Genomic DNA, 23,767 nt, shown 5'->3' with positions numbered 1-23,767 from the left:
AGAGTCGCGGCGGCGATGGTGATCACGATCGGCACGAACACACCCGAAATTCTGTCGGCCAGCCGCTGGACCTCCGCCTTGCCGGTCTGGGCAGCTTCGACCATTTTGGCCATCTGCGCCAGCTGGGTGTCGGCGCCGACCCGTGTGGCCCGCACCACCAGCTGTCCACCGACGTTGACGGTGGCGCCGGTGACGGCATCGCCTGGGCGCACCTCAACCGGCATCGACTCACCGGTCAATGTGGACGCGTCCACCGCCGACGTGCCCGAGACGACGACGCCGTCGGTGGCGACTTTCTCACCCGGGCGCACGACGAACATCTCGCTCACCGCCAGCGCCTTGATCGCGATCTTGCTTTCGACACCGTCACGTAGGACCGAGACGTCCTTGGCGCCCATGTCGAGCAAGGCGCGCAGAGCCGATCCAGCCCGGCGCTTGGAGCGTTTCTCAAAGTAGCGGCCAGCCAGGACGAACAGCGTCACGCCAGCGGCGACTTCGAGGTAGATGTGGGACGCGCCATCGGAGGGACGTAATGACGCCTCGAAAGAGTGCCTCATGCCGGGCGTGCCCGCGGTCCCGAGAAATAGCGCATACAACGACCAGCCGAACGCGCTGAGCGTGCCCACCGAGATCAACGTGTCCATCGTCGCTGCGCCGTGACGCAGATTGGTCCACGCCGCGGCGTGAAACGGCCACGCCGCCCACACGATGACCGGGGCGGCCAGCGTCAGCGACGCCCACTGCCAGTAGGTGAACTGCAGGGCCGACACCATCGCCAACACGATGACCGGTATTGAGAGCACCGCTGCACCCACCGTGCGGTTCCGCAACGAGGTCAGTTCCGCGTCGGTGGCCTGATCGTGATCTGCCGGCGCGGAGTCGGCGGCCGAGGCAACCCGCAGCGCGGCGCGGTAGCCCGCCTTTTCCACTTCGGCGATCAGCCGCGCCGAGTCATAGCCCGCCGGCGCCCGCACCGCGGCCTTCTCGGTGGCGTAATTGACGGTCGCCGCCACCCCGTCGAGCTGGTTCAACACCCGTTCCACCCGGTTGGCGCACGAGGCGCACGTCATCCCGGCGATCTCGAACTCCCAGCTCACGCGGTGGTCCACCGTCATGGGGGTCTGGGCGCTGTTGGCTGCTGTCATCGCGGTAGGCCCCGAGCCGGATGGACGTGCACAGGGGGGCGAGTGGCATCGACGACGAAGTGTGCGGTGTGGACCTGGCCGCCGACTTGAAAGTCCAGGTACAGCAGGTATCGGCCTGCCGTGGGCACCTCAGCCATGAATTCGACCCTCGGGCCCCCTTTCTGACCCGCTGCGGGCTCGTCGGCGCGGGGGTGCATGTGCTCAAAAGCCAAGTCGCCGTCGCGCAGCGCGACCAGATGACCGAAGGCGCCCAGATACGGCTCGAGCGTGACCACCGGTGCGCCGTCGCGCACCACCGTGGCGGTCACCGAGCTTGTCGCGCCAGCGACCAATCCGCCGTCTAACGAGACCGTGAACCCATCTACTGGATCGACGGTGCGGGTAGCCGTGGGCGGCACGGGCACGAAGTCCCCGGCAACCTCGACCGCGCGAGTCAACGTCACCGCCGTAGCCTGGTCGCCGTCGCCGGACGCAAAATCGGCGAACACCCGATAGGTACCCGCGGCGTTCCACCGCCATGGAATCGCCCACACCCCGGTGGCGCGATTCAAGGTTGGATGAACATGGCGGAACTGCGATCCATCGGCGCGCACCACAATCAGATGCAGGGCTTTGTGATGGCTCAGGCCGAAATTAGTAAACGGTGCACCGTCGCGGCCGGCGATAGCGAAACTCAACTCGCCCGGGCTGCCAACGGTGTCTGGCGCGACGATAGGCGACAGCGTGTAGCCGTCCTGTTCTAGCGCCACACCGGTCGGCCCACCGTCAGGCATGTCGTGATCAGAGTGCATCCGGTGCGGCGTGTGACCGGTGGCTATCACGTTGCCCGGAGCAAGAGCAGCTGCCACGACATAGCCGCCGCCGAAGGCCACCACCAGCGCGGCGCTGAACGCCGTAAGACGGCACGCAGTGTTCATCCGACCCGCACGGCGGTGTATCCGGCCGCATTCACGGCCGCCACAACCTCCCCGTCGTCGAACGAGCCGTCGCCGGTCACGCGAAGAATTCCGCTCTCGGCGCTGACGTCGACGGCTGCGACACCCGGCAGTTGGCCCACCTCTTCACGGACCGACATTTCACAGTGCCCACACGTCATGCCGTTTACCCGATACTCACTCACCACCACAGCACCTCCTAGCGCGACTCCCGCTCAATAACCACTATACCCCTACGGGGTATCTACTGTCGTGCCGTCAGCCAGCCATACTTACTGGGCAGAGGTATTCGAATACGTCCCCTGCACCGCCCCGGACTCGAACCACATCACGCCCCGTTTACCGCACGCCGCGGTCGTCCGGTTTCCAGGTGCCGGGAAGCATCGGCAACTTCGGGCTGCTGTCAAACTCATCCTGGGCCAACGTGTTGGTGCCCGTCGGCGCTGCGTCTACGTTCGTGATCACAGTGCCGGCGAACCCCAGAATTCCCGCACCTGAATCCGAGGCGGCGCGCGGCAGCTCCTGCGCAGGATGCTGCGATTCGGCCCATTCCGGGTTGACATCAACGTTCATGTCCATGAACTCATCGCCGTGTTCGTGCAGCGCGCCGCGCCGACGGCGGCGGGACCGGGCACGCGCTGCCGCTTCGAGTGTCGCTGCGCCAGAATTGGACTCTGTCGCACTTTTTCTGGCATTGCCTCTTTCGCTCGCACTGCTGCCCATCCCGGACCCTGACCCAATGCCAGGTCCGCCGCCCACCAAGAACGGGTAGCTGACGCCTGGTGCGGCGGGCGCCGATGGCGGAGGAATTGCCGGACCCCCGCTGGGGACGGTGCTCGTCAAAAGCGCGGGCGCTGGCGGCGGCGCAGCGGGCGCGACAGTCACAGCACCCGGGGCCGTTCCAGCGGCCGGCATCATCGGGCTGGCGGGGGCGACAGGTGCCACGATGGCAGAAACCGCCGCGGGTTTGATCGCGGCGAGGCCAGCCAGCCCCGCCAAGCCCATGCCCGCTGCCAGATTGGTAGCGGTAGCACCAAACGCGACTCCGACTAAGGCTGGCGACTGAATTAGCGCTTGAAGAAGTTGCGGAATGTGTTCCGGATAATCAAACAACAGGAGATCGAAGTAGGACTGCAGGGCCTCCTGCGGATTAACAACCAAGTCCTGTAGGAACGTCTCGAAATCCTTCGGAAATTCGATGGCGCGTGCAACATACCAGTACGGGTCGGACGCATCCGTGTACTGCTCAAAAGGTACGCCGTTCAGGGTGTTTACCACAGGATCCCAGTTCACCCGGCCATTGGAGACGGTGCGCAAGAACTCCGCCACGGCGTAGTCGAGCGTGGTCGGTGTGCCTTCATCCCCGGGAGCCGATCCGGACGCGGGCTGCGGTGCCCTATCGGTGCGGGGGGCCGACGCCAGCGCCGCGTCGGACACTCCTTCATAGGTCGCCATGGTGGCCGCGGCTTGCATCCACATCCGGACGTAGTCGGCCTCGTTGACAGCGATCGGGATGGTATTGATCCCGAAGAAGTTCGTCGCCACCAACGTCCCGTGGACGACGTGGTTGGTGGCCAGTTCGGGTAGCGTCGGCATCGCCGCCAACGCGGTGGTGTACGCCGAGGCTGCAATCTCGTGACGGGTCGCATTTTCCGCGCTGATTGCGCCGGCCCGGGTCAGCCATGCCAGGTACGGTATGTGTGCGGTCAGATACTGCTCGGCACTCGGGCCCTCCCAGAACTCGCCTCGCACGGTGTTCAGCACCGCCGTAAGTTCGTCTGCCGCCTCGGCGTACTCGGCACTCAACGACGTCCACGCCGCCGCGGCCGCCAACAATGAACCGGGTCCCGGACCACTGCTGAGCAACGCCGAGTGCACCTCAGGCGGCGACGCCATCCACATCGGGGCCATTAGAACTCCTCTGTTAGCGCCAGCGCTCAAGACTACTGAAAGTGACAATCGTTTTCAACGATTAGGCGGCCCTTCGCAGGTGAGGATGCAGAGGTGTTCGGCGCGTCAGCGACGGGATAGGGGTTGAGGTCGAGGCCACCTAAACGATGTACCAGCGCACGGTGGCCGCCTGCCGCGAACCGGACCGCCGCAGAGACCGCACCATGATGGCCGCGCAGTTCACAATGCTGAGCACCGGGGTATCTCAAGGTCTGCACGTAGTCATCACGCCGGGTCGGACGCTGTGGATTTGAGCAGCCGAGGTACTCGCCTACTTCGACCGACCCGGCACGCAACGGGCCGATCGAAGCCATCGACGGCCGTCTCGAACACCGCCGCGGATCGGCCCTCGGACTCCGAAAACTTGCCTAGTGTATGCCGTAGCCGAATTTGGCGAAGAGATTGCCGACTCGAGCATCCCGAATCGTTGTCCGCTCGGCGATTACGCACTGTGAGGGGAACCGGCCTGCCAATATGGCCGCGCTTTGGTGATGGGCGCCTTTAGTCGGCGTGCAGGACCTCTGACGCCGCGACTCGCGCCCCAGCCATCGAATCGAGCCGGCGTGTGGACGGGGCTCGATTGCGGTCGGCGTTGTCGCCGTCCGTGCGCCGAACTCGCAAGCTGGCAGACGGTGGATCGGCTGACCACGTGCGCCAACCGCGCTCCGCCGCGGGGTGGCCCTGGTGAAGACTGACCCCTTCTTACACCATAGATGCGACGGCTTCCATCTTGGCAAGAAGATCATTCACGGAGGCACCATTAAGGAGATCCAGCACGTCTAAGTCGTAACCGAGTTCGGTCTTGACGCGGCGACGAAATTCGAGTGCTTGCAACGAATCTAGCCCGATTGCCACCATGGCAGCATCGGTGTCAATCGACTCGACGCCTCCGACCCCCATGGTTTTGGCCAGCAACTCTGTCAGCCGTCGTCGTACCGTTGTCGGCTGATCAGACGCCAGAGTTGCTGAGGCGGTGCCCTCGAAGGAGTTGAGTTGAGAAATCAGCGGGCCGTAGCCGAACACTTCTAGCATCGCATGCGCGCGCGAAAAGTCGAACGCCGCGATGATGGCGTTTCCTTCCAGCGGCTTCATTGCCAGGGCGATCGCGTCGCCGGGAGTCATCGCTACGATCCCTAGCGCCGCGAGCTGCGCCATGCTGGCCTCGTCGAGGTCAAAGTGAACGGTCCACCGACCCCACTGCACGGAAACGCAATGCAACCCTTCGGCGCGAAGTCGATGCGCCATTGCGTCAAGCATTCGATTGGCTGCCGAGTACAGCACTTGCCCGCGTCCGCCGATCGTGGCCCGCGCCGAAGAGCACAGCAGCACGCGACAGTTCTTCGCTCGAGGAAAAGCATCCAGCACTAACTTGATGCCGACGACCTTTGCCCGCAACGCGCGGTTTACTTTCTCGGTGGTGATCTCCTCGAGTTCGGCGGCCGAATAATCGACAGCCGCGTGGATGATCAAATCAACTGGGGCGCCAGCATGTTCTGCAGCTAATCGCGAGACTGCGGCCTGGTCCCCGACGTCACAAGTGGTGACGGAAATCTGGGTAGCTGTGGCTGAGCGGAGCCGCTGGAGTCGGTCGGCAACCGCAGCGTCGCCGCCCGACCTGCTGACCAGCGTGATTCGCCGGGCGCCACGATGCGCCAAGTAGTCGCAGAATTCGAGGCCGATGTTGCCCGTTCCTCCGATGATGAGCACATGTTCACCGGGCACCTCGTCGGAATTTACGGCCGCGGTGGCATGGGCGACGATCCGCTTGGCGTACAGGCCGCCATCGCGGAACGCCAAATCCGGCTCTCCAGCGGTATGCAGCGCCGAGACGACCGAATGTGCAGAGTCTGACGCTGCCAGTCCACCCGGCAGGTCGAGGTGCCGAAATCCCTTGCCTGGATAGGTGGCGCCAATGCTGCGGAACCCCGCGCTCGCTGCCGCATGCACCAGGTCCGGCGACACATCGTCAGCGATTACCGCCTCACCGCTTACCGTCACCAGCCAGAACTCGGCAACCGCATCGGTGACGTGCGGCCACCAGGAGCGGTTACTGAAAAATTCAGCGACTTCGGCTGCGGCGGTCAAATCGTCCATCTTGGGCGACTGCGGCAGCAATATCACGAGTGTATTGAAATAAGCTGCAAGAGGGTCATTTTCAGGGTTGATGACACGAGCAGCGGCGCCCGCGTCACTGGCCGCGGTGCAGATGGCATCGGCCAGCTCCGCGCAGGTTTTCGTGTGGTCGATGATTCCGATGGTGCGCGGCGGGACAAGCGAGCGCTGTGAAAGCCGAACCCATTCCTCGACAAGAAGGCGCGCCGGTGCGGGTTCGGCATCCACATCCGGAGCTGACTTCGCAACAGCGACAATTTGATTGCCTGCAGACGTCGGAGCGGCGCTTTGGGACGGTAGCTCGTCGTATGGCAGCCACAGCGATATGTCGTTCATCGTGGTGTTGGGAAAATCGGACAGCGGAAGCGAAGCGGTTTCGCTAGACGCAGTGTGCAGGCATTGCCAAGGGTAGTTCAGGTCATGTATTGCAAGGTTGGCGAGATTGCGGGTGAACTCGTCGAGATTGGTGGCCGTTCGCTCCGACGTGCCGACCACGACGGCCGAGCTGCGGTCGCGAAGGCAAGCAAGATTTTCTGCGATCGCCAGTTGTAGTGTGGGGTGCTCGGCCAGCTCCACGAACGTGTCGACGTTGCGCCGCACCGCTTCTGCGATTGCCTTGTCGAAGCGAACGGTGTTGCGGAGGTTCCAGCCCCAGTATCGGTCGACGGGCTGGCCTTGGTCGATGAGGCCACCGAGAGTTGCTCCGAGGCAATCAATGTCGGAGTCGAGAAACGCAAGGTCCTGCAGTCGTGATCGCAAAGTTGCACCCATCTGTGCACCGAGCTCGTGCATCAAACTGGTGTGCGCGGGATAGCGGACCGGGATGACTCGAGCGAACACGCCCTCCTGGGTCAAGGCGTCCACGATGCCCTCCACCGGTCCGCGTTCACCGGAAATGCAGTGCATGGTGGGCGAATTGACCGCCGACAGTTGGACCCACCCAGAGCACCGGGCGATCGCATCCTCGCAGACGTCCCGGTCGGCCGCCAAGACTGCCATGGAGTAAGCGTCGGAGGCCAATGTGTCGGCGAGGTGTGCGCGGATTCCGACGACGAGGACGGCATCGGCCAGCGTGATTTTCCCTGACGCGTAGGCCGCGCCGATCTCTCCTTGGCTGTGTCCGATGGTGGCGTTCGGCGTGACGCCGAATGATCGCCATGTCGCGGCCAGTGCGGCCATGTGGGTGAACAATGCGGGCTGGATGGTCGCTGCCCTGTTATCGGCCGGAAGATGTTCGTTGAGAAGGTATTTCAGCGGCGATTCGCCGAACTGCGTCTGAAAAGCCTCGGTGCAGCGGTCTGCTTCGCCGCGAAATGCGGTACTCGATTCATAGAAGAGCCGCCCCATCCCCGGCCGTTGATTGCCCTGCCCGGGAAAGACGTAGGCGACCGTGCGGGGTGTAGCGGTTGCGGTGGCCCGGACCAACGAGGGATGGTCTCGTCGATCGACCACTGCACGCAGGGCGTTGATCAAATCATCGCGACTGGTCACCATCGCTAGGGCGCGGTGCCGGCGGGCTGTCCGCGTCCGAAACAACATTTCGGCTATCCGATCAGGTGTCACCCCGGGATGATCTGCGGCATAGCAAAGGAGGCCGGCGGCCTCGTCGAGGAGTAGATCGGCGGTATCCGCCGAGAGCAGGACGGGCGCAGCACCATTCGGAAGCCGGTAACTAGACATCATTGTGGTCACTCGCAGACATGGAGATGATTGCATGTGCATTGGCGCCCCCTGCGCCGAACGAGGAGACGGCACCGTAGCGAACGCCGTCTCTGGCATCCCAACGCTGCAGTCGAGTCGCCAGCCGCACGCCGGTCAGATCCCAGTCGACCGCCTTTGTGGGATTTTCCGAGAACAGTGTCGGAGGAATGTGACCGTGCTGGCCGGCGAGCAGCAGTTTGATCAGTCCGAGGATTCCGGATGCCGCCTGGGCATGTCCCGCATTCGACTTGATCGAACCCAACAACGCATGAGATCCCGCCGCCCCGTAGGTCTTGAAGATAGCGATCAATTCCACCGGATCACCCGCCAAGGTCGCGGTCCCGTGTCCTTCGATCATTCCGACGTCCACGGGATCAACGCCGGCGGCGTCGAGTGTCCTACGGATGACCTGTTCCTGCGCGCGCACCCGAGGAACCAGGATCGGCTTGCCTTTGCCGTTGTGATTAGTGCGGATACCCAGGATTCGTCCGTAGATTCGGTGACCCATTCGAAGGGCGCGGGATTCACGCTCGAGGAGAACCATTCCGGCGCCTTCGCCCCAGACGGTGCCGGATGCCCCGTCTGAATACGCGCGGCAACGTCCGTCAGCGGAAAGCGCGTTGAGTTTGGCGAATTCGTAAAACGCACCGGGAGACCCCATCACGCACACCGCACCGGCAAGTGCCCAGTCGCACTCGCCGTCTCGCACCGCCGTCGCGGCCAGGTGTAGTGCAGTCAAGGAGGATGCGCATGCCGTATCCACGCAAATCGACGGACCGGTCAACCCTAGGCAATGCGAGATTCGGCCGGCGGCTCCCAGTTGTCCCAGCGAGGCGATCCGATGTCCACTGTAGGCGTCAGCGACCGCCGCGCGGGGACCGTACTCCATCGGTGAAATGCCGACGAAACACCCACCGTCCGCGCCGTCGAGCGTGCTCGGGTTCACCCCAGAATTCTCTAGCGCCTTCCAAGCCACCCGCATCGCCACCCGTTGCTGCGGATGCATCACGATGGCCTCGCGTTGGGTGACACCGAAGAAAGACGGGTCGAATGCCGCTGCGCCGTCGAGAAATCCGCCGGCGTTGCTAACCGGTCCCCAACCGTCGAGCTCGGATACCGACAGGAGATCGTCAATTGGCCAGCCGCGGTCGCGAGGAAAGGGGGTCAGCAACTCCCTACCTTCGGCCAAGGCGGACCACAAGGCAGTGGGGCTGTCGATTCCTCCCGGCGCCTCGACAGCCATCCCGGCGATGACAATGGGGTTGTCAGCCGACGTCTGGCCGTCGACGCTCACACCGTCCGCCCGCTTTGTGCGCTGTCCGCCAGCGCTTCTGCGACAGCCTCAAGGTGCGAATTGAGATAAAAGTGTCCGCCGTCAAACATCGTCACCTTGATCGTATCGGTATGCCTGCCCCAGCTATAGAGGTCGCCCAGTGTGATGTAGGGGTCTGAATCCCCGCCGATCGCATGAATCGGAGCCGCTACCCTGATGTCCTCGGCGCACGAATACGCGTCAAACGCGGTGTAATCTGCCTTAATCACGGGAAGTGCCAGCCGCATCAATTCTCGACTTGCAAACACGTCTGTGTCGGTACCCTCTAGCGCCGCAAGATGATTCAGGATGTCGTCATCTCCTTTCGGATGCGGCGGCTTGGCCGCGACATTTGAAGGAGCAACCGCCGCCGACACGGTGAGGTGCCGCACATCAACCCCACGCGCTTCCGCAATACGGAGGAACTCGAACGCCACCAACGCCCCCATGCTGTGCCCAAACGCAATCATTGGGCCCGCGCGATTCTGGCTGGACTTCGAGAAATCATCGAATGCTCCTGCGGCGATCTCGTGCAGCGAGGTCAACGAAGCTTCGGCCGCTCGATCCTGGCGCCCCGGATACTGAAAGACCACGACTCTGAATTTCGCACTCAAGATTTTGGAGAACTCGCGATAGGCCGACGCACCTGCCCCGGCGTGTGGAAATACCAGCAGGGTCATGTCGCCGGGAGGATTCACATCGTGGAACTGTCGGAGCCATCCCTCTACATGCGGCATTACTCGCTGCCTCTCCGTGGTCCGCTATCGCGGTATTCGGTTGTGCCCGAGTCCGCTGCCTCAACCGGAGCTGGTTCTCCTGCGCGGTCACGGACCATGAGCGCAGCGCGCTTACCCGGTAGATCGAGGTCCGCAATGCGTCGGAAACCGGCGCTTTCGAGCGCGCGGATCACCCGCACGTTCTCGACGTCGGGTTCGGCAACGACTCGGGTGGCGCGAGAATCCGCTTCGAGTTGCCAAGTCGAGATCGTCGAGAGCAGGTCAACACCCAGCCTTCGCCCGCGGCACGGGCCCGGACCCAGCAACATGTGCACGCCGACATCGTGCGCACGCGCGGCGTAGTACTGCGCCAGTGGATCGAGATCGGCCCGGTAGAGCTCCCAATAACTGATCGGGACACCGTCCAGCAAGCCCACATATGGAGTGAGATGCGTGCTGTCTTGCTGCAGGCGTAGATAGGACGCTATACGGGGCCGCACCCATGGCTTTCGCCAGAAGCGGGCCACCTCAGGGTCATTCATCCACGAGTGGACCAGATCGAGGTCACGATCAAGATCGAGCCGACGCAGGGTGAACAGGCCCGAAAGCGCGTCACGATTTAGTTCCGTGCGGTACTGCTCCATGTCACTGTTGGTCACGCATCTCCCGATCGAACGGCCCGCATGGTCGTCACGACCGCCCGGGAAAGTGTCGACAAGTCGTCGCGCCGCAACCGTAACGGCGGGACTCGAACTTACTATAGGCTAACCTAATATCGGCCGGGAGCGTGCGGCTGAAAGGAACCTTCGTTGACGTGGTGCGCGTGGCCCGGGCTGCGGTCCTGTGGGCGCAGAGCTCGGCAGACTTTGATCGATCCAGCGAACTGAATTCAGGGGTGAGCGATGGCAGACGATGCCGAGACACTGCAAGATCTTCGCCTGAAACTGCTGCGAAAGCGTATTGCTGAAAGGGGCCTGGCAGCACGAAAATCTGCCGATGAGTCACCCATCTGTGCCGGTGAGCACTACCGGCTGTCAGCGGGTCAGCGCCGGATGTGGTTCCTGCAGACCATGGCTCCGGCCGACGCCACCTTGAACATTGGTGTTGCCTACCGGCTGACAGGCGCCTTGGACGGGCCGCGCTTGCGCGGCGCCTTGGATGACGTTGTGGCACGCCACGCTGTCCTGCGCACCACTTACGGCGTGGACATCGAGGGTGAGCCGTACCAGGTGTTCCACGACGGCATCGAGAACCACTGCCGGACAGTCGATTTCGCCGATCTGACCGAAGAAGAGCGTGAACGGGCAATCCGGGCTTTCGCGCACCACGAGTTCGGCCGGCCCTTCGATCTGATGAACGAACCGCCATTGCGCATCACTTTGATCCGCAGCGGCACAGACGAATTCGTCCTGTTGTTTGTCGCGCATCACATCTGCTGGGACGACGACTCGTGGGCTGTTTTTTTTCGCGAACTCAGCGCTGCCTACCACGGTCACCAACTAAGCTGGCGGGCACCACAATTCGTAGCGGTAGAGGTGCTCGACAGGTCCGGCGGAATCAGCGCTGCCGATATCGCTTACTGGGTTGACGCCTTGCGGTCGATACCCGATCCGCTGGAACTCCCCGTTGCGGGCGCCGCCCATCCGTCGCGGCGGGCCGAACGGCACACCCGGGAGTTGCCTGACAGCCTCTTCCGCCGGGTCGAGAATTTCGCTCGCCAGCGCTCCGCCTCACCGTTTGTGGTGCTGCTCGGGTGCTTCGGTGTGCTGGTGCGTCGTTATACCGGCGCGACGGATTTCCTGGTTTCTGTCCCCGTGACCGATCGCGGGGGGGCGGCCGAGGGGGCCATCGGATATTTTGGCAACACGTTGTTGCTGCGGATCGGTGTGAAAGCGCACGAGACGTTCACCTCGCTGGTGGACTCCGTCCGCGAAACCTGGCTAGACGGCTTCGCTCATAAGTCGGTGGGCATCGATCGAGTGGTGCAGGAGATCAACCCGGAGCGCAGGGGACGTGACGGCCTGGACGGGCTCGTCCAGGTGGGTTTCAGCATGCGTAAAAGCGCGGGTGGATTCGCCTTGGACGGCGTCGCGGTGCAACAGCTTGAATGGGGCGCGGTTGCCGCGCCCCTTCCGCTCGCTTTGGCGGTGGTGTTGAACCCCGATGGTGTCATCCTCGAAATTGAGTATCAGGCAGACGTGTTGAGCTCTGAGCTCATTGAGCAGATGGTCGTTCATTACCTGCAGCTGTTGGACAACGCGCTGGCCGAGCCCGAACGTCGCGTCACCCGCCTGAACATCCTCGGCGCTGAGCAGCGAAACACCGTTCTGGCGCGGTCGCACGGCGAACTCGTCGACACGCCCGCCACCACGATGGTCGCGATCCTCGATGCGGCTGCAACCGCCACCCCGGACGCGGTCGCTCTTTGCTCAGATGATGCCGAGCTGAGCTACGCCGAGTTACATCAGCGGGCGAACCGTTTGGCGCGCTGGCTGATTCAGCAAGGCGTCGGTGCCGACGACATCATCGGCCTGCGCGTCGCGGCGTCGGTCGACTTCGTCGTCGCCGTGCTCGCCATTCTGAAAGCCGGTGCGGCCTACCTGCCGATCGACCCGGCCTACCCGACCGAGCGCATCGATTTTCTCATCACCGACGCCTGTCCCCGGATAGTTATCGGACCGCAGGAACTCGAGGCCGCCGAAAGGGCGGCCGCGCGGCTGACTGACCGCATGCTGACCGACGCCGATCGCCGGAAACCGCTGGTTCCCGATCATTTGGCTTACGTCATCTACACCTCGGGCTCGACCGGCCAGCCTAAGGGCGTGGCGGTTTCACACCGGGCAATCGCCGAGCACGTGCAGAGTTTCATCGCCGAGTGGTCCCTGACCGCTGAAGATCGCTGGCTGCAGTCGTCATCGGTGAGCTTCGATGCTTCGTTGGCCGACATCTTTCTCACGTTGTCGCTCGGGGCGCAGTTGATCGTGCCCAACCCAGTCAGGGCTCGAGGCTTCGGTGACGTCGACTACATGACCGATTTGATCAGTCGCCGCGGCGTCACGGTGCTGCACATGGTGCCATCGATGCTCAGCAGTTTATTAAAGCTGCCGCAGGCCAAACAATGGCGGTCGCTGCGTCACGTGCCCGTCGGCGGCGAAGCGCTCCCCAATGAAATCGCCAACGAATTCTTCAGCAGCTTCGACGCCCAACTCCGTAACCATTACGGTCCGACCGAGGCGGTGGTGTGCTCGACGCACCAGCTGATAGAAGGATCGCAGGGCCCGCGCACGGTGCCCATCGGTGTGCCGAACCGCAACGTCTACGCCTACCTGCTCGATGAGGAGCTGCAGCCGGTGCCGGACGAGGTGATCGGGGAGCTATACCTCGGGGGGGCTCAACTGGCACGCGAGTACCTAAGGCGTCCCGGGCTGACCGCGCAACGGTTCATCGCCGACCCATTCAACCCCGGCATGCGGCTCTACCGGTCAGGAGATCTGGTCCGCCGCAGTACTAATGGCATCCTGGAATTCGTCGGCCGCGCCGATGAGCAGGTCAAGATCCGCGGCTTCCGAATCGAACTCGGCGAAGTCCGATCCGTGATTGCGGCGCACCCAGCGGTGCGTCAATGCCTAGTCGTCGCAGATCACACTGAAGCCGGTCCTATCCTCATCGCTTACCTAGTGCCGACTGACGGCGCTGCGGACCTCGACCTCAGAGAAATTCGCGCACACACCGCCTCGGTAGTGCCCGGACACATGGTGCCAAGCGCGTTTGCGGTGATAGCGGAAATTCCGCTGACCGTGAGCGGCAAACTCGACAAGCGGGCGCTGCCCGCACCAACACCTACTGCGATGTCCAGCTACCGTGCGCCGGCGACGAGCACCGAGCGACGGGTGTGTTCGATCTTCACCAGCCTGTTCGGTTGCCAGCAAGTCGGCGTTGAGGACTCCTTCTTCAATCTGGGCGGTCATTCATTGCTGGCGGCCCGGCTGGTCGCACAGATTCGCGCCGAGTTCGGCGTTCAACTGACCGTTCGCACGGTGTTCGATGCTCCCACCCCGGCCGAATTGGCGGGTCAGCTGGTCGATCAGTTCCGTGCCGAATACGGTATCGACCTCGACGAAATGGAGGCCGAGCAGCCATTCGACGCCCCGATCACGCAAGCGCAACCGTCGCGTCCAGTGCTCATTGAATCCATTCGCCCAGAACGGCTTCCGCTTTCCTACTCCCAGCTCGCAGCATGGTTCCAGCATCGGATTGAAGGCGCACACGACGGCTTCAACGTGCCGCTCGCGCTGCGCTTGGAAGGCGAGCTGCACCCCGGCGCGCTCATCAACGCTCTCAACGACGTGGTGGCCCGGCACGAGTCGCTGCGGACGAATTTCGTTGAGATCTCAGGTGTCCCATACCAGGTGGTACATCCCGAGGTGAAAGTAAATGTCGCGATTTCCCGGATAACAGCAGACCGCCTCGACGACACGCTAGCCGAGATGCGTCGGCAAATCCTGACGCCGGAGCACGGTCCACTGATTACAGCGAACCTTTTAGCTCTCGACTCGGACACGCACGTGCTGTTCTTGATCGTGCACCATCTTGTCAGCGACCATGCCTCACTGGGCGTCTTGTTCGAGGATCTCATCACTGCCTACCGCGCTCGGCTGCGGGCAGAGCCGCCTCAGTGGGCAACGCTTCCAACGCAATTCGCCGATTACGCACTATGGCAGCGAAGTGCTTTCGACAAGTCCAGTGGATGGGGACAGGAAGAGCTGACTTTCTGGCGGGACGCACTGACCGGGCTGCCCGATGTAATCTCGGTGGCCGCGGACCACTCGCGGCCCCAGGCGCTCGGAAAGCACGGCAAGGTGGCAAGTTTCACGCTGCCTGCGGCCAGCCGGGCGGCGCTCACGCAGCTCGGCGAGCAGAACGGCGCCACCGAGTTCATGGTGTACCAAGCGGTTGTGGCGACGCTGCTGCACAAGCTCGGCGGCGGCACGGACATCGCAATCGGCAGTCCGGTGGCATCGCGCGTCGAGTCGGGCACCGCGCACTTGATCGGACTTTTCGCCAACGTCATCGTCCTGCGCAACGATCTCTCCGGCGATCCAAGCCTGCATACCATTGTCGCGCACAGCCGCGACACGGTGCTCGATGCCTTCGCGCATCAAGAATTCCCCATCGAACGCTTGGTGGAGGCACTCAACCCGCCGCGCTCGCGGTCCTGGAACCCGTTGTTCCAGACCTTGATCCACTTCCGCGGAAACGACTGGGCGCTGACACCGCGCGACTTGACCGGGACCGGGGACACGACAATCTACCCGCTCGCACTGGATTTCGACGTGTCGCTGCTGGATCTGGACATAGGCATGAACGTGACGAGGGACGGAGAACTCGATGTGCGGATTGTCGCCAACGCCGATCTCTATGAAGCCCAGAGCGTCGCACTCATCGCCGAGGCCCTACAGGCAGCGCTCGACGCCTTCGCCTCGAGACCGGAACGTCCGGTGTCGATGTTGGAGCTGCTGCCCCCGGCCGCCATGGAAAAGCTCCTCAGTCCGCCGAGCCCGGCCGCAGTGGCGCCGCCGCAACCGATTACGCAACGTTCTGCAGAAACCGAGCAGATGCTTATCGGGCTCCTGGAGGACCTGCTCGAGATCACAGGTGTCGATGCCCAGGACAACTTCTTCGCTCTCGGCGGTGACAGCATCATCTCGATCAAGTGGTCGGCGCAGGCCACAGAGCGGGGACTGACCCTGACCCCGGCAATGGTGTTCGAGCACATGACCATCGCCGAGCTGGCCACGGCAGTCGACACGGCCGCTGATCAGTCGATAGCCGAAGCGAAACCGGCTGCAGAGCAAGAGTATGCGCCGATGAGCGCATCAGGCCTGAGCTCCGACGAGTTGGCCGAACTCACCGCATCCTGGCTCAAGGAAACGTGAACCACCGTCATGACGCCGATTCCACGTCAGATCGAGGACGTACTCGCCCTCAGCCCACTGCAAGAAGGACTGTTTGCTTTAGCCAGACTGGCCGAGGATGGCATCGACCTGTACAGCATGCAGTTCGTGGTCGACATCGACGGACCGGTCGACCTCGAGTTGCTCCGCCGCAGCGCTCAGGTCATGCTGGACCGCCATCCCAACCTTCGCGCCGCCTTCTGGGATCGTGACGTCCCTCAGCCGGTGCAGATCGTGCCCACCCAGGCGGCGCTACCATGGTCCGAACGAGCCTCGTCACCAACTGAATTCGACGACATCGCGCGCTCGGAACGGCGGCGCCCGTTCGACTTGAGTCAAGGGCCGGCACTGCGGGTCGTGTTGCTTACTGTCCCCGGCGAGACCAGGCGCCGCATGATTTTTACCGCGCACCACATCCTGGTCGACGGCTGGTCACTTGCGGTGTTCTTCGTCGAAATGCTCGCCATCTACCAGGCTGAGGGTTCGGCCGACGGACTGCCGACGCCACGTCCCTATCGTGACTACATCGCCTGGCTTGCCCAGCAGGACCGGACCGCTGCGATTGCTCAGTGGGCCGACTACCTGCGTGGCGTTTCCGAACCGCTCATGGTCGCCGACCGCACCATCGCTGCCGGCGATGGAGTGCCGGAGAGGACGGAACTGAGGTTGCCGGCGGCCGATGCTGCGCGGTTGCGAAAGTGGGCTTCGTGCAACGGATTCACCCTGAATACGTCAGTGCTCTTCGCCTGGGCGGTCGTGCTGAGCAGGCTCGCTGATCGTCGCGATGTCGTTTTTGGCACCGTCATCTCCGGCCGTCCCGAACGCTTGCCCGGTGTCGACACCATGGTCGGTCTGTTCATCAACGCCGTCCCGGTCGTGCACCATGTCAGCGGCGTCGATCCGGTGATCCAGCAATGCGCACGGTTGCAGCGCGAATCATCGGCGATGCGCGACGTCGGTTTTCTCAGCTTGTCCGACATTCAGCGCGAGTGCGGCCGCGGCACATTGTTCGATTGCCTGTTCGTATTCGAGAATGCACCGATCGAAGATGCCATCCGCGAAGTAGACACAGCGGACGGGGTTCACTTCTCGCCCGTCGAAATGGAAAGTCTGACCCACTACCCGTTGACGGTTGTGTCGCACATGCTAGATGACGAACTGGTGGTGCTGGTCGAAGCGATTTCCGAAGCGCTGCAGCATTTCTCGCCCGTCGACATCGGCGAGCGATTGCTCAGCGTGCTGCGACAGCTGCCAGATATTGGCGACGGTAACGCCGACGCTCTGGATGTTCTCACCACAGCGGAGCGCGCTGAATTCGAGCGCCTCGCGAAGCGGTCGCTACCGACTGTGGAACGCACCTCGGTGTGGGAGATGTTCGAGCGGCAAGTTCGTGTCTCGCCAGACGCAGTGGCTCTTACTGCCGGCGGCTCTGAGCGTTACACCTACGCGCAACTACACGCTGAGGTAAGCCGGTTGGCCGCGGAGCTCGCCGAACAGGGCGTAGGCCCGGAACAGGTCGTTGCACTGGTGCTGCCGCGATCGTCTCGCGCTATCGTCGCCATCTTTGCGGTGCTGGCTGCAGGCGGTACTTACCTACCGATCGACGTGACGCTACCGACAAATCGAATGGAATCGATTCTGCGTCAGGCTAATCCGGTACTTGCCGTTACACAACGTTCCTCTTGCGAACTCACCGGCACGCAGCTGCCCAGGCTAATCCTCGACGACTCAGCGGTGGCCGAGCGGATTTCGCGCCGTCGCGCCGCCGCGCCGGCGGTGCGACGGTATCGGGCACACAGCGCTTACGTTATCTTCACGTCTGGCTCTACCGGTGAACCCAAGGGCGTCGTCGGTACAAATGCTGCCCTCCTCGGCTATTTCGCAGATCATCGGGAACGCATCTATCGAGCCGCCTGGGAGCGGCTAGGCCGCCCGATGCGCATCGCGCACTCTTGGTCGCTCAGTTTCGACGCCTCATGGCAGCCAATGGTCGGTTTGCTGGATGGCCACGCGGTTCACCTGTTTGATTCCGAGGAAATGCGCGACGCCGATCGTATGGTGAAAGGCATTGCCACACAACAGATTGATATGATCGACACCACACCGTCAATGTTTGTGCAGCTGCGCGCGGCAGGGCTCCTTGATCATGGTCTATCGGTGTTGGCTCTGGGTGGCGAAGCGATCAACCCCACATTGTGGGAACAATTTCACGACCTATCAGAGATTGCAGTTTACAACTGCTACGGGCCCACCGAAGTGACCGTCGAGGCGACAGTGGCCGGCGTCAAGCAATACCAAATACCGACGATCGGGACGCCGAACGCCGGAACATTCGCCTACGTTCTGGATTCGGAATTGCGCATCGTTCCCGACGGCGTGGTCGGGGAACTATATCTATCCGGGATACAGCAGGCCCGTGGCTATGTCGGCAGATCTGCGATGACCGCCGTCCGGTTCGTGGCCGACCCGTTCCGCCCAGGACACCGCATGTACCGCACGGGCGACTTGGCTCGTCGTCTTGCCTCCGGAGGCTTGTCGTACGTGGGACGCAGCGACACGCAAATAAAAATTCGCGGCTACCGCGTGGAGACAGCAGAAGTCGAAGCCGCACTGCGCGTCCAACCGGGGGTACATGACGCGGCAGTCTCTGTCGTCCATCAAGATGGCGCCACCAGCCTCGTTGGTTTTGTTGTGTGGCAACCGAATCGAAGTAGTGACCTTGCCCGACTACGCCTAGCGCTCACGAACCGTCTGCCGTCGTACATGGTGCCGGCTCGGATCGTGGTAGTGCCGGAGCTGCCAGTGAACGCGAACGGTAAGCTAGACACTCACGCAATTGGGCAGCTCGCCGCAGACGCGCTCGCGCGCGTCCTTGAGGACGGGATGGGGTCGGCGTCCACCGAGACCGAGCGGATGCTGTGTGAAACATTCGGAGACCAACTGAACGGTCAAGTGCCGCATATCGACGATGACCTCTTCTCGATCGGAATAGACAGCATCGTCGCTATTTCGTTAGCGCTCAAGGCTCGTCGTCGCGGCCTCACATTGAGCCCGCGGATGCTGGTCACCGCCCCGACCATCCGTCAACTGGCGGCGATGATCGACGCGGGCGCAGAGACCGCCGTCGTGAGTGCTGAATACGGCGAGGTGCTGCCGCTGCCCATGGTGTGCTGGCTGTACGAGTACGGAAACTATCGCCGTTTCACCCACACCGTTTTGCTGCAATTGCCCTCCGACATCGACCGCTCATCGATCGAATCGATGCTGCAGCTGTTGCTTGACGGGCACGACACGCTCCGATCAGTACTGGCTGAGACTCCCAATGGGCCGCGCTTGGTTACTCGCCCACCCGGCACGGTCGCTGCCGCCACCTTGCTCACACGCGTGGAGATGCCGAGATCAACCGACGCCGAATGGCGTTCGGCGATTACACATTCGGCACGAGAAGTCATGGACGAGATTGATCCCCGGGCAGGTCAGATGGTGCGAGCGGTTTGGCTCTCGGACAGTGATCAGGAGCAAGTGCTGCTGCTCACCGCGCACCATCTGGCCGTGGATGTGATCTCCTGGCACATCATTTTGGGCGAGGTCGCCGAAGCCTGGCGCGCGCTGCGGTCGGGAGAGGCTCCAGAAGTGTTGCCGGAGTTCACCTCTTACCGCAGGTGGTCGGAGCTGATGTGGCAGCGAGCCGCCACGGCCGACGTGGCCGCCCAGCGCGAATACTGGATCGCTCAGGTCCGCGAACCAGATCCCGCTCTGGGTGTGCGTCACCCCGACCCAACCCGCGACGTCTGGTCCAGCCTGCGGGTTACCCCGGTGGTCACGCCGGTTCCCCTCACTGAGCGCCTGCTGGCCACAACCACCAGAGATGCGGGTGTGCGCGCATTTCTCTTAGCTGCAATGACAATGACCATCGCAAGTTGGCGGCGCGAGCGCGGCCAGAACCAGGGGTCCGGCACGCTCATTGAACTCGAGGGCCACGGCCGCGCCGATGCCGCTGTGGGCACCGATACCACGAACACTGTCGGTTGGTTCACGAGCGCCTTCCCCATACGGCTCGGCGTGGGCGAGGCGGCTGTCGACGTCGAGCAGGCCGAAGATGATTCAGATGCAGCTCAACGCCTACTCGGCTCAGTCGCTACTCAACTCGCCGCGACCCCGAATGAGGGTCTGGACTACGGGTTGCTTCGTTATGTCGAGCGCACACCCGAGTTGCGGGAGGCCACCGAACCCCAGATTCAGCTGAATTACATGGGTCGGATGGATCTCGCGGGTGTCACGCGCCAACCGTGGTCGCTGCTGACCGGACCCGAAAAGGACGCGCTTCCCATTGATCCTGAACCAGATCTGCCGTTGCATTTCGCTCTCATCATCGGGGTGCTGGTCGATGCCACGCCCGAAGGCACTCAACTGGTCACGAACTGGTGCTGGAGTGGCAACCTGTTCGCACGTCAAGACATCGACCGCCTGGCGAATCTGTGGCAGCGGAGTATCGAGGTACTCGCCGCCAGGTAGCCGGCTGCGTGACAAACGCGCGCCGGCAAGCGGTCCGACAGCTTGACGCGGCGCACCGGAACCGCTATCAGATACGCACGCCGCCGTCACGGGTTCGAGCATCGATTGGTGCGCGGCTGTGCCTTAGGGCCGGCTCGGCGGCCGACTTTGTGCGGGCAAACCGACGATGATGCTGCCGACGCTGCACTCCTCTAGCTCATCAACCCCGGTAGCCGCGACAAATGCGGCGGTATCGCTGAATCCCTGAGCGCACACGCCAAGGCCCATCGCCGTGGCGACCAGATACATCGTCTGCATCAGGGCACCAACATTTTTCAAAATGGTTGCGTAGGAGACTTGTTCATAGGTCCACATGATGCGACCGCTGCGGGCGGCCATGACGATGAGCACCTGCGGTTCGGCGCCTTCGGAAAGAGTCGCCGATGCCGTTTTCAATAACTGGTGCACCGCCCGCGAATCCGTGGCCGCTATCGTGCAAAGCGAGTGGTCGAACGAATCGTAGTGATACATCCCTGGTTCCAGTCCCGCGACGTTCCGCACTATCGGGTACACCTCGAGCTCATAGAGGCTGCCGCCGGAGGGGTATGGCCGTGACAGAAGTTCCTCGCCTTCGCCGACGGGCTCAATGCTTCTCGTTCGTGCTGTGCGGTAGAGCAACTCGGCCAGTTGTTCGACGCTGATGGGATGGCCATCGTCAAACGCCCTTGTCGAAACCCGACTTTCGATGACATTGGTCAGCGACGGTTCTCGACTGTCTTGTGCCGTCAGGTCGGGAACGGGCAGTGCGAGTAGTTCACCCGGATACTTCGCCCGGCGCGCAGGGGGCTGCGCGAACCGTCCCTTCGCCCACTTCGTCGGACCGAAATGCTCCCACGTGACGGTGCGCTGACCTAGCGTACTGCGGCGGTGGAACCACAGATCCGGTGCGCTCCAGCTGACTACTTCAAATCTGGAGTCCTCGTCACCGCGGGCAACGAGGATGCCGCTCCAACGCAGATCCTCAACCAACTGCGCTGCCGCTGGATGAGACGAGTCAGAGACGCGTGTGTGAAGCCCGTCGAGTACAACTAGCAGTTGTGTGTCATGGATCTGCAGATCGCACCACGATAAAGGGTGCTGAAGCAAAAACGCATCCAAGTTTCTCTGCAGCACAGCAAATTTGGACATCACGTTGGATTTTGACGATTGACCCGGCCGTGGCGGCGGTTGTCCAAACGGCTGTAGAGAGTAGAGATCCTTCCCATCTGTGCGTACGGTGACCGCAAGCCAGCCGCCGGCGACAAGGCGATCGAGCAACGCGGCCACATCGCTTGTATCCCTTGGTCCGGACAGATCCGTCTTCGTCGCCGACCCGACGTTCAATGTTCTGAGCGCCCGAAGCTGACCAGCGGTCAAAGCGGTGAGCCTTTCATTGCGCGGAGGGTTCAACAGAACTGCGCCCGCGGGTGTGGTCAAGCACGTAACACCCGGAGCGAAGGCGAATTTTGTCTCATCGGGATATCTGACGTTCGGCAACCCGGAGCCCTTTCCTCGCTGAACTGCATCGCCACGGCAAGCCTGAGCCTAAATCAAGCAAAACCCGAGATGAGGACGAGTCTCGTTGGGACTGCTGCTGCTGCCGAGCATCCTGTCCCGGTTGAAGGCGGTCTAACGCGATAACGCGATGGTTAACGCCGAGGGCCATGTTGCTGTTTTGGCCGCTGCGTGATGAATGGTCCGATTACGTGTCGGGTTATCGCAAGCTTTCTGGGAACAGCGGCACTCGGTGACGTCGTTCCTCGCGGGTAGTCGTAGGTACGATCACCTCACGGCTCGCCGGCTCATTTTTGAGAGAACTCGTAGTACTGACCTTTTCGTTGGCGAGTTCGCGACAGGGAGAAGACAGTTGTGGCGCAAACCTTGGGCGACAGCCATTTCATTCGCCTGACCGACGGGCGCAAGCTGCATTACATGACAGCGGGCACCGGCGGCCCCACTGTGGTGTTTGAATCCGGTTTAGGCGCTTCACGATCGGAGTGGGGACTCGTGGCACCCCTGGTAGCGCAACAATGTCGCACGGTGGTCTACGATCGGGCGAACCTGGGTCGCAGTGACGATGACGCTGAGCCGCGTACGCTTCAACGCATTACCGATGACCTGAGCCAATTGTTGCGCGCTTTGGACGAGGCCCCGTACGTCCTGGCCGGGCACAGTTACGGCGGAACGATCGCCTTGGCCGCGGCAGCGACAGTGGCAGAACCGGCGCGGTTTGCCGGGCTGGTGCTCATCGACCACGCCGACGAACACGTCAACATCTGCTGCGGATCCCCACTGAAACGCCTGCATCGCATCGCGGTTGCCGGGCGGTTGATGATCGGCGTCCTGAGGCGCCTGAGCCTTTTGTCGTTAGTCGCCCGGCAGGCCATCCCAGGCATGCCTGTTGATGTGCTCAATGACCTTGTCGCAGAAGATCTCACCTTGCGTTCCGCTCAAGCGGCCCAGGAGGAGGAACGGTTCTTCATCGATGGCCTACGAAGCCTTCAGCGTGATCCGCCTGTCCTCGTCAACACGCCGGTTACTGTCATATCGGGAATGAAGTCGACGATCTTCGACAGATCCATTCGTAAAGAATTCGTGACGGCGCACCGCCGAACCGCAGTGCGTTTAAATGCCCGCCACGTCGGGGCGGCGCGCTCGAACCATCAAGTGGTCTTCACCGAACCTCTGCTTGTCGCGCAAGAGATCATTCGAGCTGCCGGCCATCGGCGCGAGCTCACACTCAGCAATCCCTTGAGCACCAATTAGCGGCCGATGTGCGAGGCCCGGCTCGAACTGGGTGAGTACACGCCACCGAGGCGGAGCCTGCGGCGCAGGACGAGGGCGACGAGCAACTGTTCTTTCAATTGGTCTAAACGAGCGGCACGCCCCGGCCCAGGAGTGGTTCGGCGGGCACGGCTGGAATGCGGTCGCGACTCCGCTGGGCGAGTACCTGACCTAGCGGGGCGGCCGGTGCGGGGCCCGACGCCGAGGCCGGTCCAATAGATCGGCCGCAACCCTTTGGTCCGGGCCGTGAGGAGATCGTGGAGAAGTGACGGCGTGGTGCCGTTTCTAGCGCTCTGTAGTGTCACTCATTTTCATTAAGCCTTCCGGGGAGGCGAAAGGGCGCTGCCGGGGGCGTCGGCCGCGCGGTTTGAACTCCGCGCTTGAACTTTCGCAGGCTAGTGATGCAAGACCATGCACCCAGCGCATACGTGCGTCTCGACACCTCGTCTGTGCAATGCTAACTTCGGCTGAAGTTAGCTTAGGCAACACTACATACGGAGGGGTGTCGGCGGACATGAAAAAATGCCCACTGGCGGACACGAAAGTGCCCATTAGCGGTCAATAAGTTCTGCCCACTGGCGGGCACGAAAGTGCCCGCTGGCGGCCATGAATCTGCCTAGACCTA

General features: G+C 62.6%; 12 protein-coding genes and 1 pseudogene. 4 read left to right on the top strand and 9 right to left on the bottom strand.

Features of this window, described 5'->3' with window-relative positions; genetic code table 11:
* The 4 genes from CYU59_RS28680 to CYU59_RS28665 form a co-directional block, all read right to left on the bottom strand.
* On the bottom strand, positions 1-1,115 hold a 1,115-nt coding region (locus CYU59_RS28680; RefSeq protein WP_293010512.1), incomplete at its 3' end, for a heavy metal translocating P-type ATPase.
* A 26-nt stretch (positions 1,116-1,141) separates the two neighbouring features.
* On the bottom strand, positions 1,142-2,062 hold the full coding sequence (locus tag CYU59_RS28675) for a heavy-metal-associated domain-containing protein (RefSeq protein WP_293010506.1): 921 nt from the start codon (positions 2,060-2,062) through the stop codon (positions 1,142-1,144).
* Entirely contained in the window at positions 2,059-2,271 is a 213-nt protein-coding gene (locus CYU59_RS28670) for a heavy-metal-associated domain-containing protein (RefSeq protein ID WP_293010504.1), read from the bottom strand. The genes CYU59_RS28675 and CYU59_RS28670 overlap by 4 nt, the downstream gene beginning before the upstream one ends.
* A gap of 148 nt (positions 2,272-2,419) precedes the next feature.
* Positions 2,420-3,982: a PPE family protein gene (locus CYU59_RS28665; protein WP_293010510.1), complete on the bottom strand. Its 1,563-nt coding sequence runs from the start codon at positions 3,980-3,982 to the stop codon at positions 2,420-2,422.
* A gap of 131 nt (positions 3,983-4,113) precedes the next feature.
* Here CYU59_RS28665 and CYU59_RS28660 point away from each other — a divergent pair.
* Positions 4,114-4,396, top strand: a pseudogene (locus CYU59_RS28660) (transposase); the annotation flags it as partial.
* A 336-nt stretch (positions 4,397-4,732) separates the two neighbouring features.
* On the opposite strand, the gene nbtC reads toward CYU59_RS28660, so the two are convergent.
* The 4 genes from nbtC to CYU59_RS28640 are packed head-to-tail and all read right to left on the bottom strand — an operon-like array spanning position 4,733 to position 10,530.
* The gene (gene nbtC / locus CYU59_RS28655) at positions 4,733-7,825 is read right to left on the bottom strand and encodes a nocobactin polyketide synthase NbtC (RefSeq protein ID WP_363115559.1); all 3,093 of its coding nucleotides are present in this window, start codon (positions 7,823-7,825) and stop codon (positions 4,733-4,735) included.
* Complete coding sequence (locus tag CYU59_RS28650) at positions 7,815-9,137, bottom strand: polyketide synthase (RefSeq protein ID WP_293010502.1); 1,323 nt, start codon at positions 9,135-9,137, stop codon at positions 7,815-7,817. The genes nbtC and CYU59_RS28650 overlap by 11 nt, the downstream gene beginning before the upstream one ends.
* The gene (locus CYU59_RS28645; RefSeq protein WP_293010500.1) at positions 9,134-9,892 is read right to left on the bottom strand and encodes an alpha/beta fold hydrolase; all 759 of its coding nucleotides are present in this window, start codon (positions 9,890-9,892) and stop codon (positions 9,134-9,136) included. The genes CYU59_RS28650 and CYU59_RS28645 overlap by 4 nt, the downstream gene beginning before the upstream one ends.
* Positions 9,892-10,530, bottom strand: coding sequence for a GNAT family N-acetyltransferase (locus CYU59_RS28640; protein ID WP_293010498.1), 639 nt, complete (start codon positions 10,528-10,530; stop codon positions 9,892-9,894). The genes CYU59_RS28645 and CYU59_RS28640 overlap by 1 nt, the downstream gene beginning before the upstream one ends.
* Positions 10,531-10,773: 243 nt before the next feature.
* Here CYU59_RS28640 and CYU59_RS28635 point away from each other — a divergent pair, with 243 nt between their 5' ends.
* Positions 10,774-15,807: a non-ribosomal peptide synthetase gene (locus CYU59_RS28635; RefSeq protein ID WP_293010496.1), complete on the top strand. Its 5,034-nt coding sequence runs from the start codon at positions 10,774-10,776 to the stop codon at positions 15,805-15,807.
* Positions 15,808-15,816: 9 nt separating this feature from the next.
* Positions 15,817-20,340: a non-ribosomal peptide synthetase gene (locus CYU59_RS28630; RefSeq protein ID WP_293010494.1), complete on the top strand. Its 4,524-nt coding sequence runs from the start codon at positions 15,817-15,819 to the stop codon at positions 20,338-20,340.
* 123 nt (positions 20,341-20,463) lie between these two features.
* Here CYU59_RS28630 and CYU59_RS28625 read toward each other — a convergent pair whose 3' ends face one another.
* A complete protein-coding gene (locus CYU59_RS28625; protein WP_293010492.1) occupies positions 20,464-21,855 on the bottom strand; it encodes a SagB family peptide dehydrogenase in 1,392 nt (463 codons plus the stop codon).
* A 372-nt stretch (positions 21,856-22,227) separates the two neighbouring features.
* Between CYU59_RS28625 and CYU59_RS28620 the strand changes: the two genes are divergently transcribed.
* Positions 22,228-23,124, top strand: coding sequence for an alpha/beta hydrolase (locus CYU59_RS28620; protein WP_293010490.1), 897 nt, complete (start codon positions 22,228-22,230; stop codon positions 23,122-23,124).
* Positions 23,125-23,767: the final 643 nt, after the last annotated feature.

It is taken from the genome of Mycobacterium sp. (assembly GCF_002863225.1).
GTDB lineage: Bacteria > Actinomycetota > Actinomycetes > Mycobacteriales > Mycobacteriaceae > Mycobacterium.
Note: the sequence above shows the minus strand (reverse complement) of the source record. Positions and strands in the feature narration are given on the sequence as shown.

Bases quoted from the DNA above. Each gene is read 5' to 3' on its own strand.
- CYU59_RS28675 (WP_293010506.1), bottom strand. From the start codon at position 2,062: ATGAACACTGCGTGCCGTCTTACGGCGTTCAGCGCCGCGCTGGTGGTG.
- CYU59_RS28665 (WP_293010510.1), bottom strand. From the start codon at position 3,982: ATGTGGATGGCGTCGCCGCCTGAGGTGCACTCGGCGTTGCTCAGCAGT.
- nbtC (WP_363115559.1), bottom strand. From the start codon at position 7,825: ATGATGTCTAGTTACCGGCTTCCGAATGGTGCTGCGCCCGTCCTGCTC.
- CYU59_RS28645 (WP_293010500.1), bottom strand. From the start codon at position 9,892: ATGCCGCATGTAGAGGGATGGCTCCGACAGTTCCACGATGTGAATCCT.
- CYU59_RS28635 (WP_293010496.1), top strand. From the start codon at position 10,774: ATGGCAGACGATGCCGAGACACTGCAAGATCTTCGCCTGAAACTGCTG.
- CYU59_RS28630 (WP_293010494.1), top strand. From the start codon at position 15,817: ATGACGCCGATTCCACGTCAGATCGAGGACGTACTCGCCCTCAGCCCA.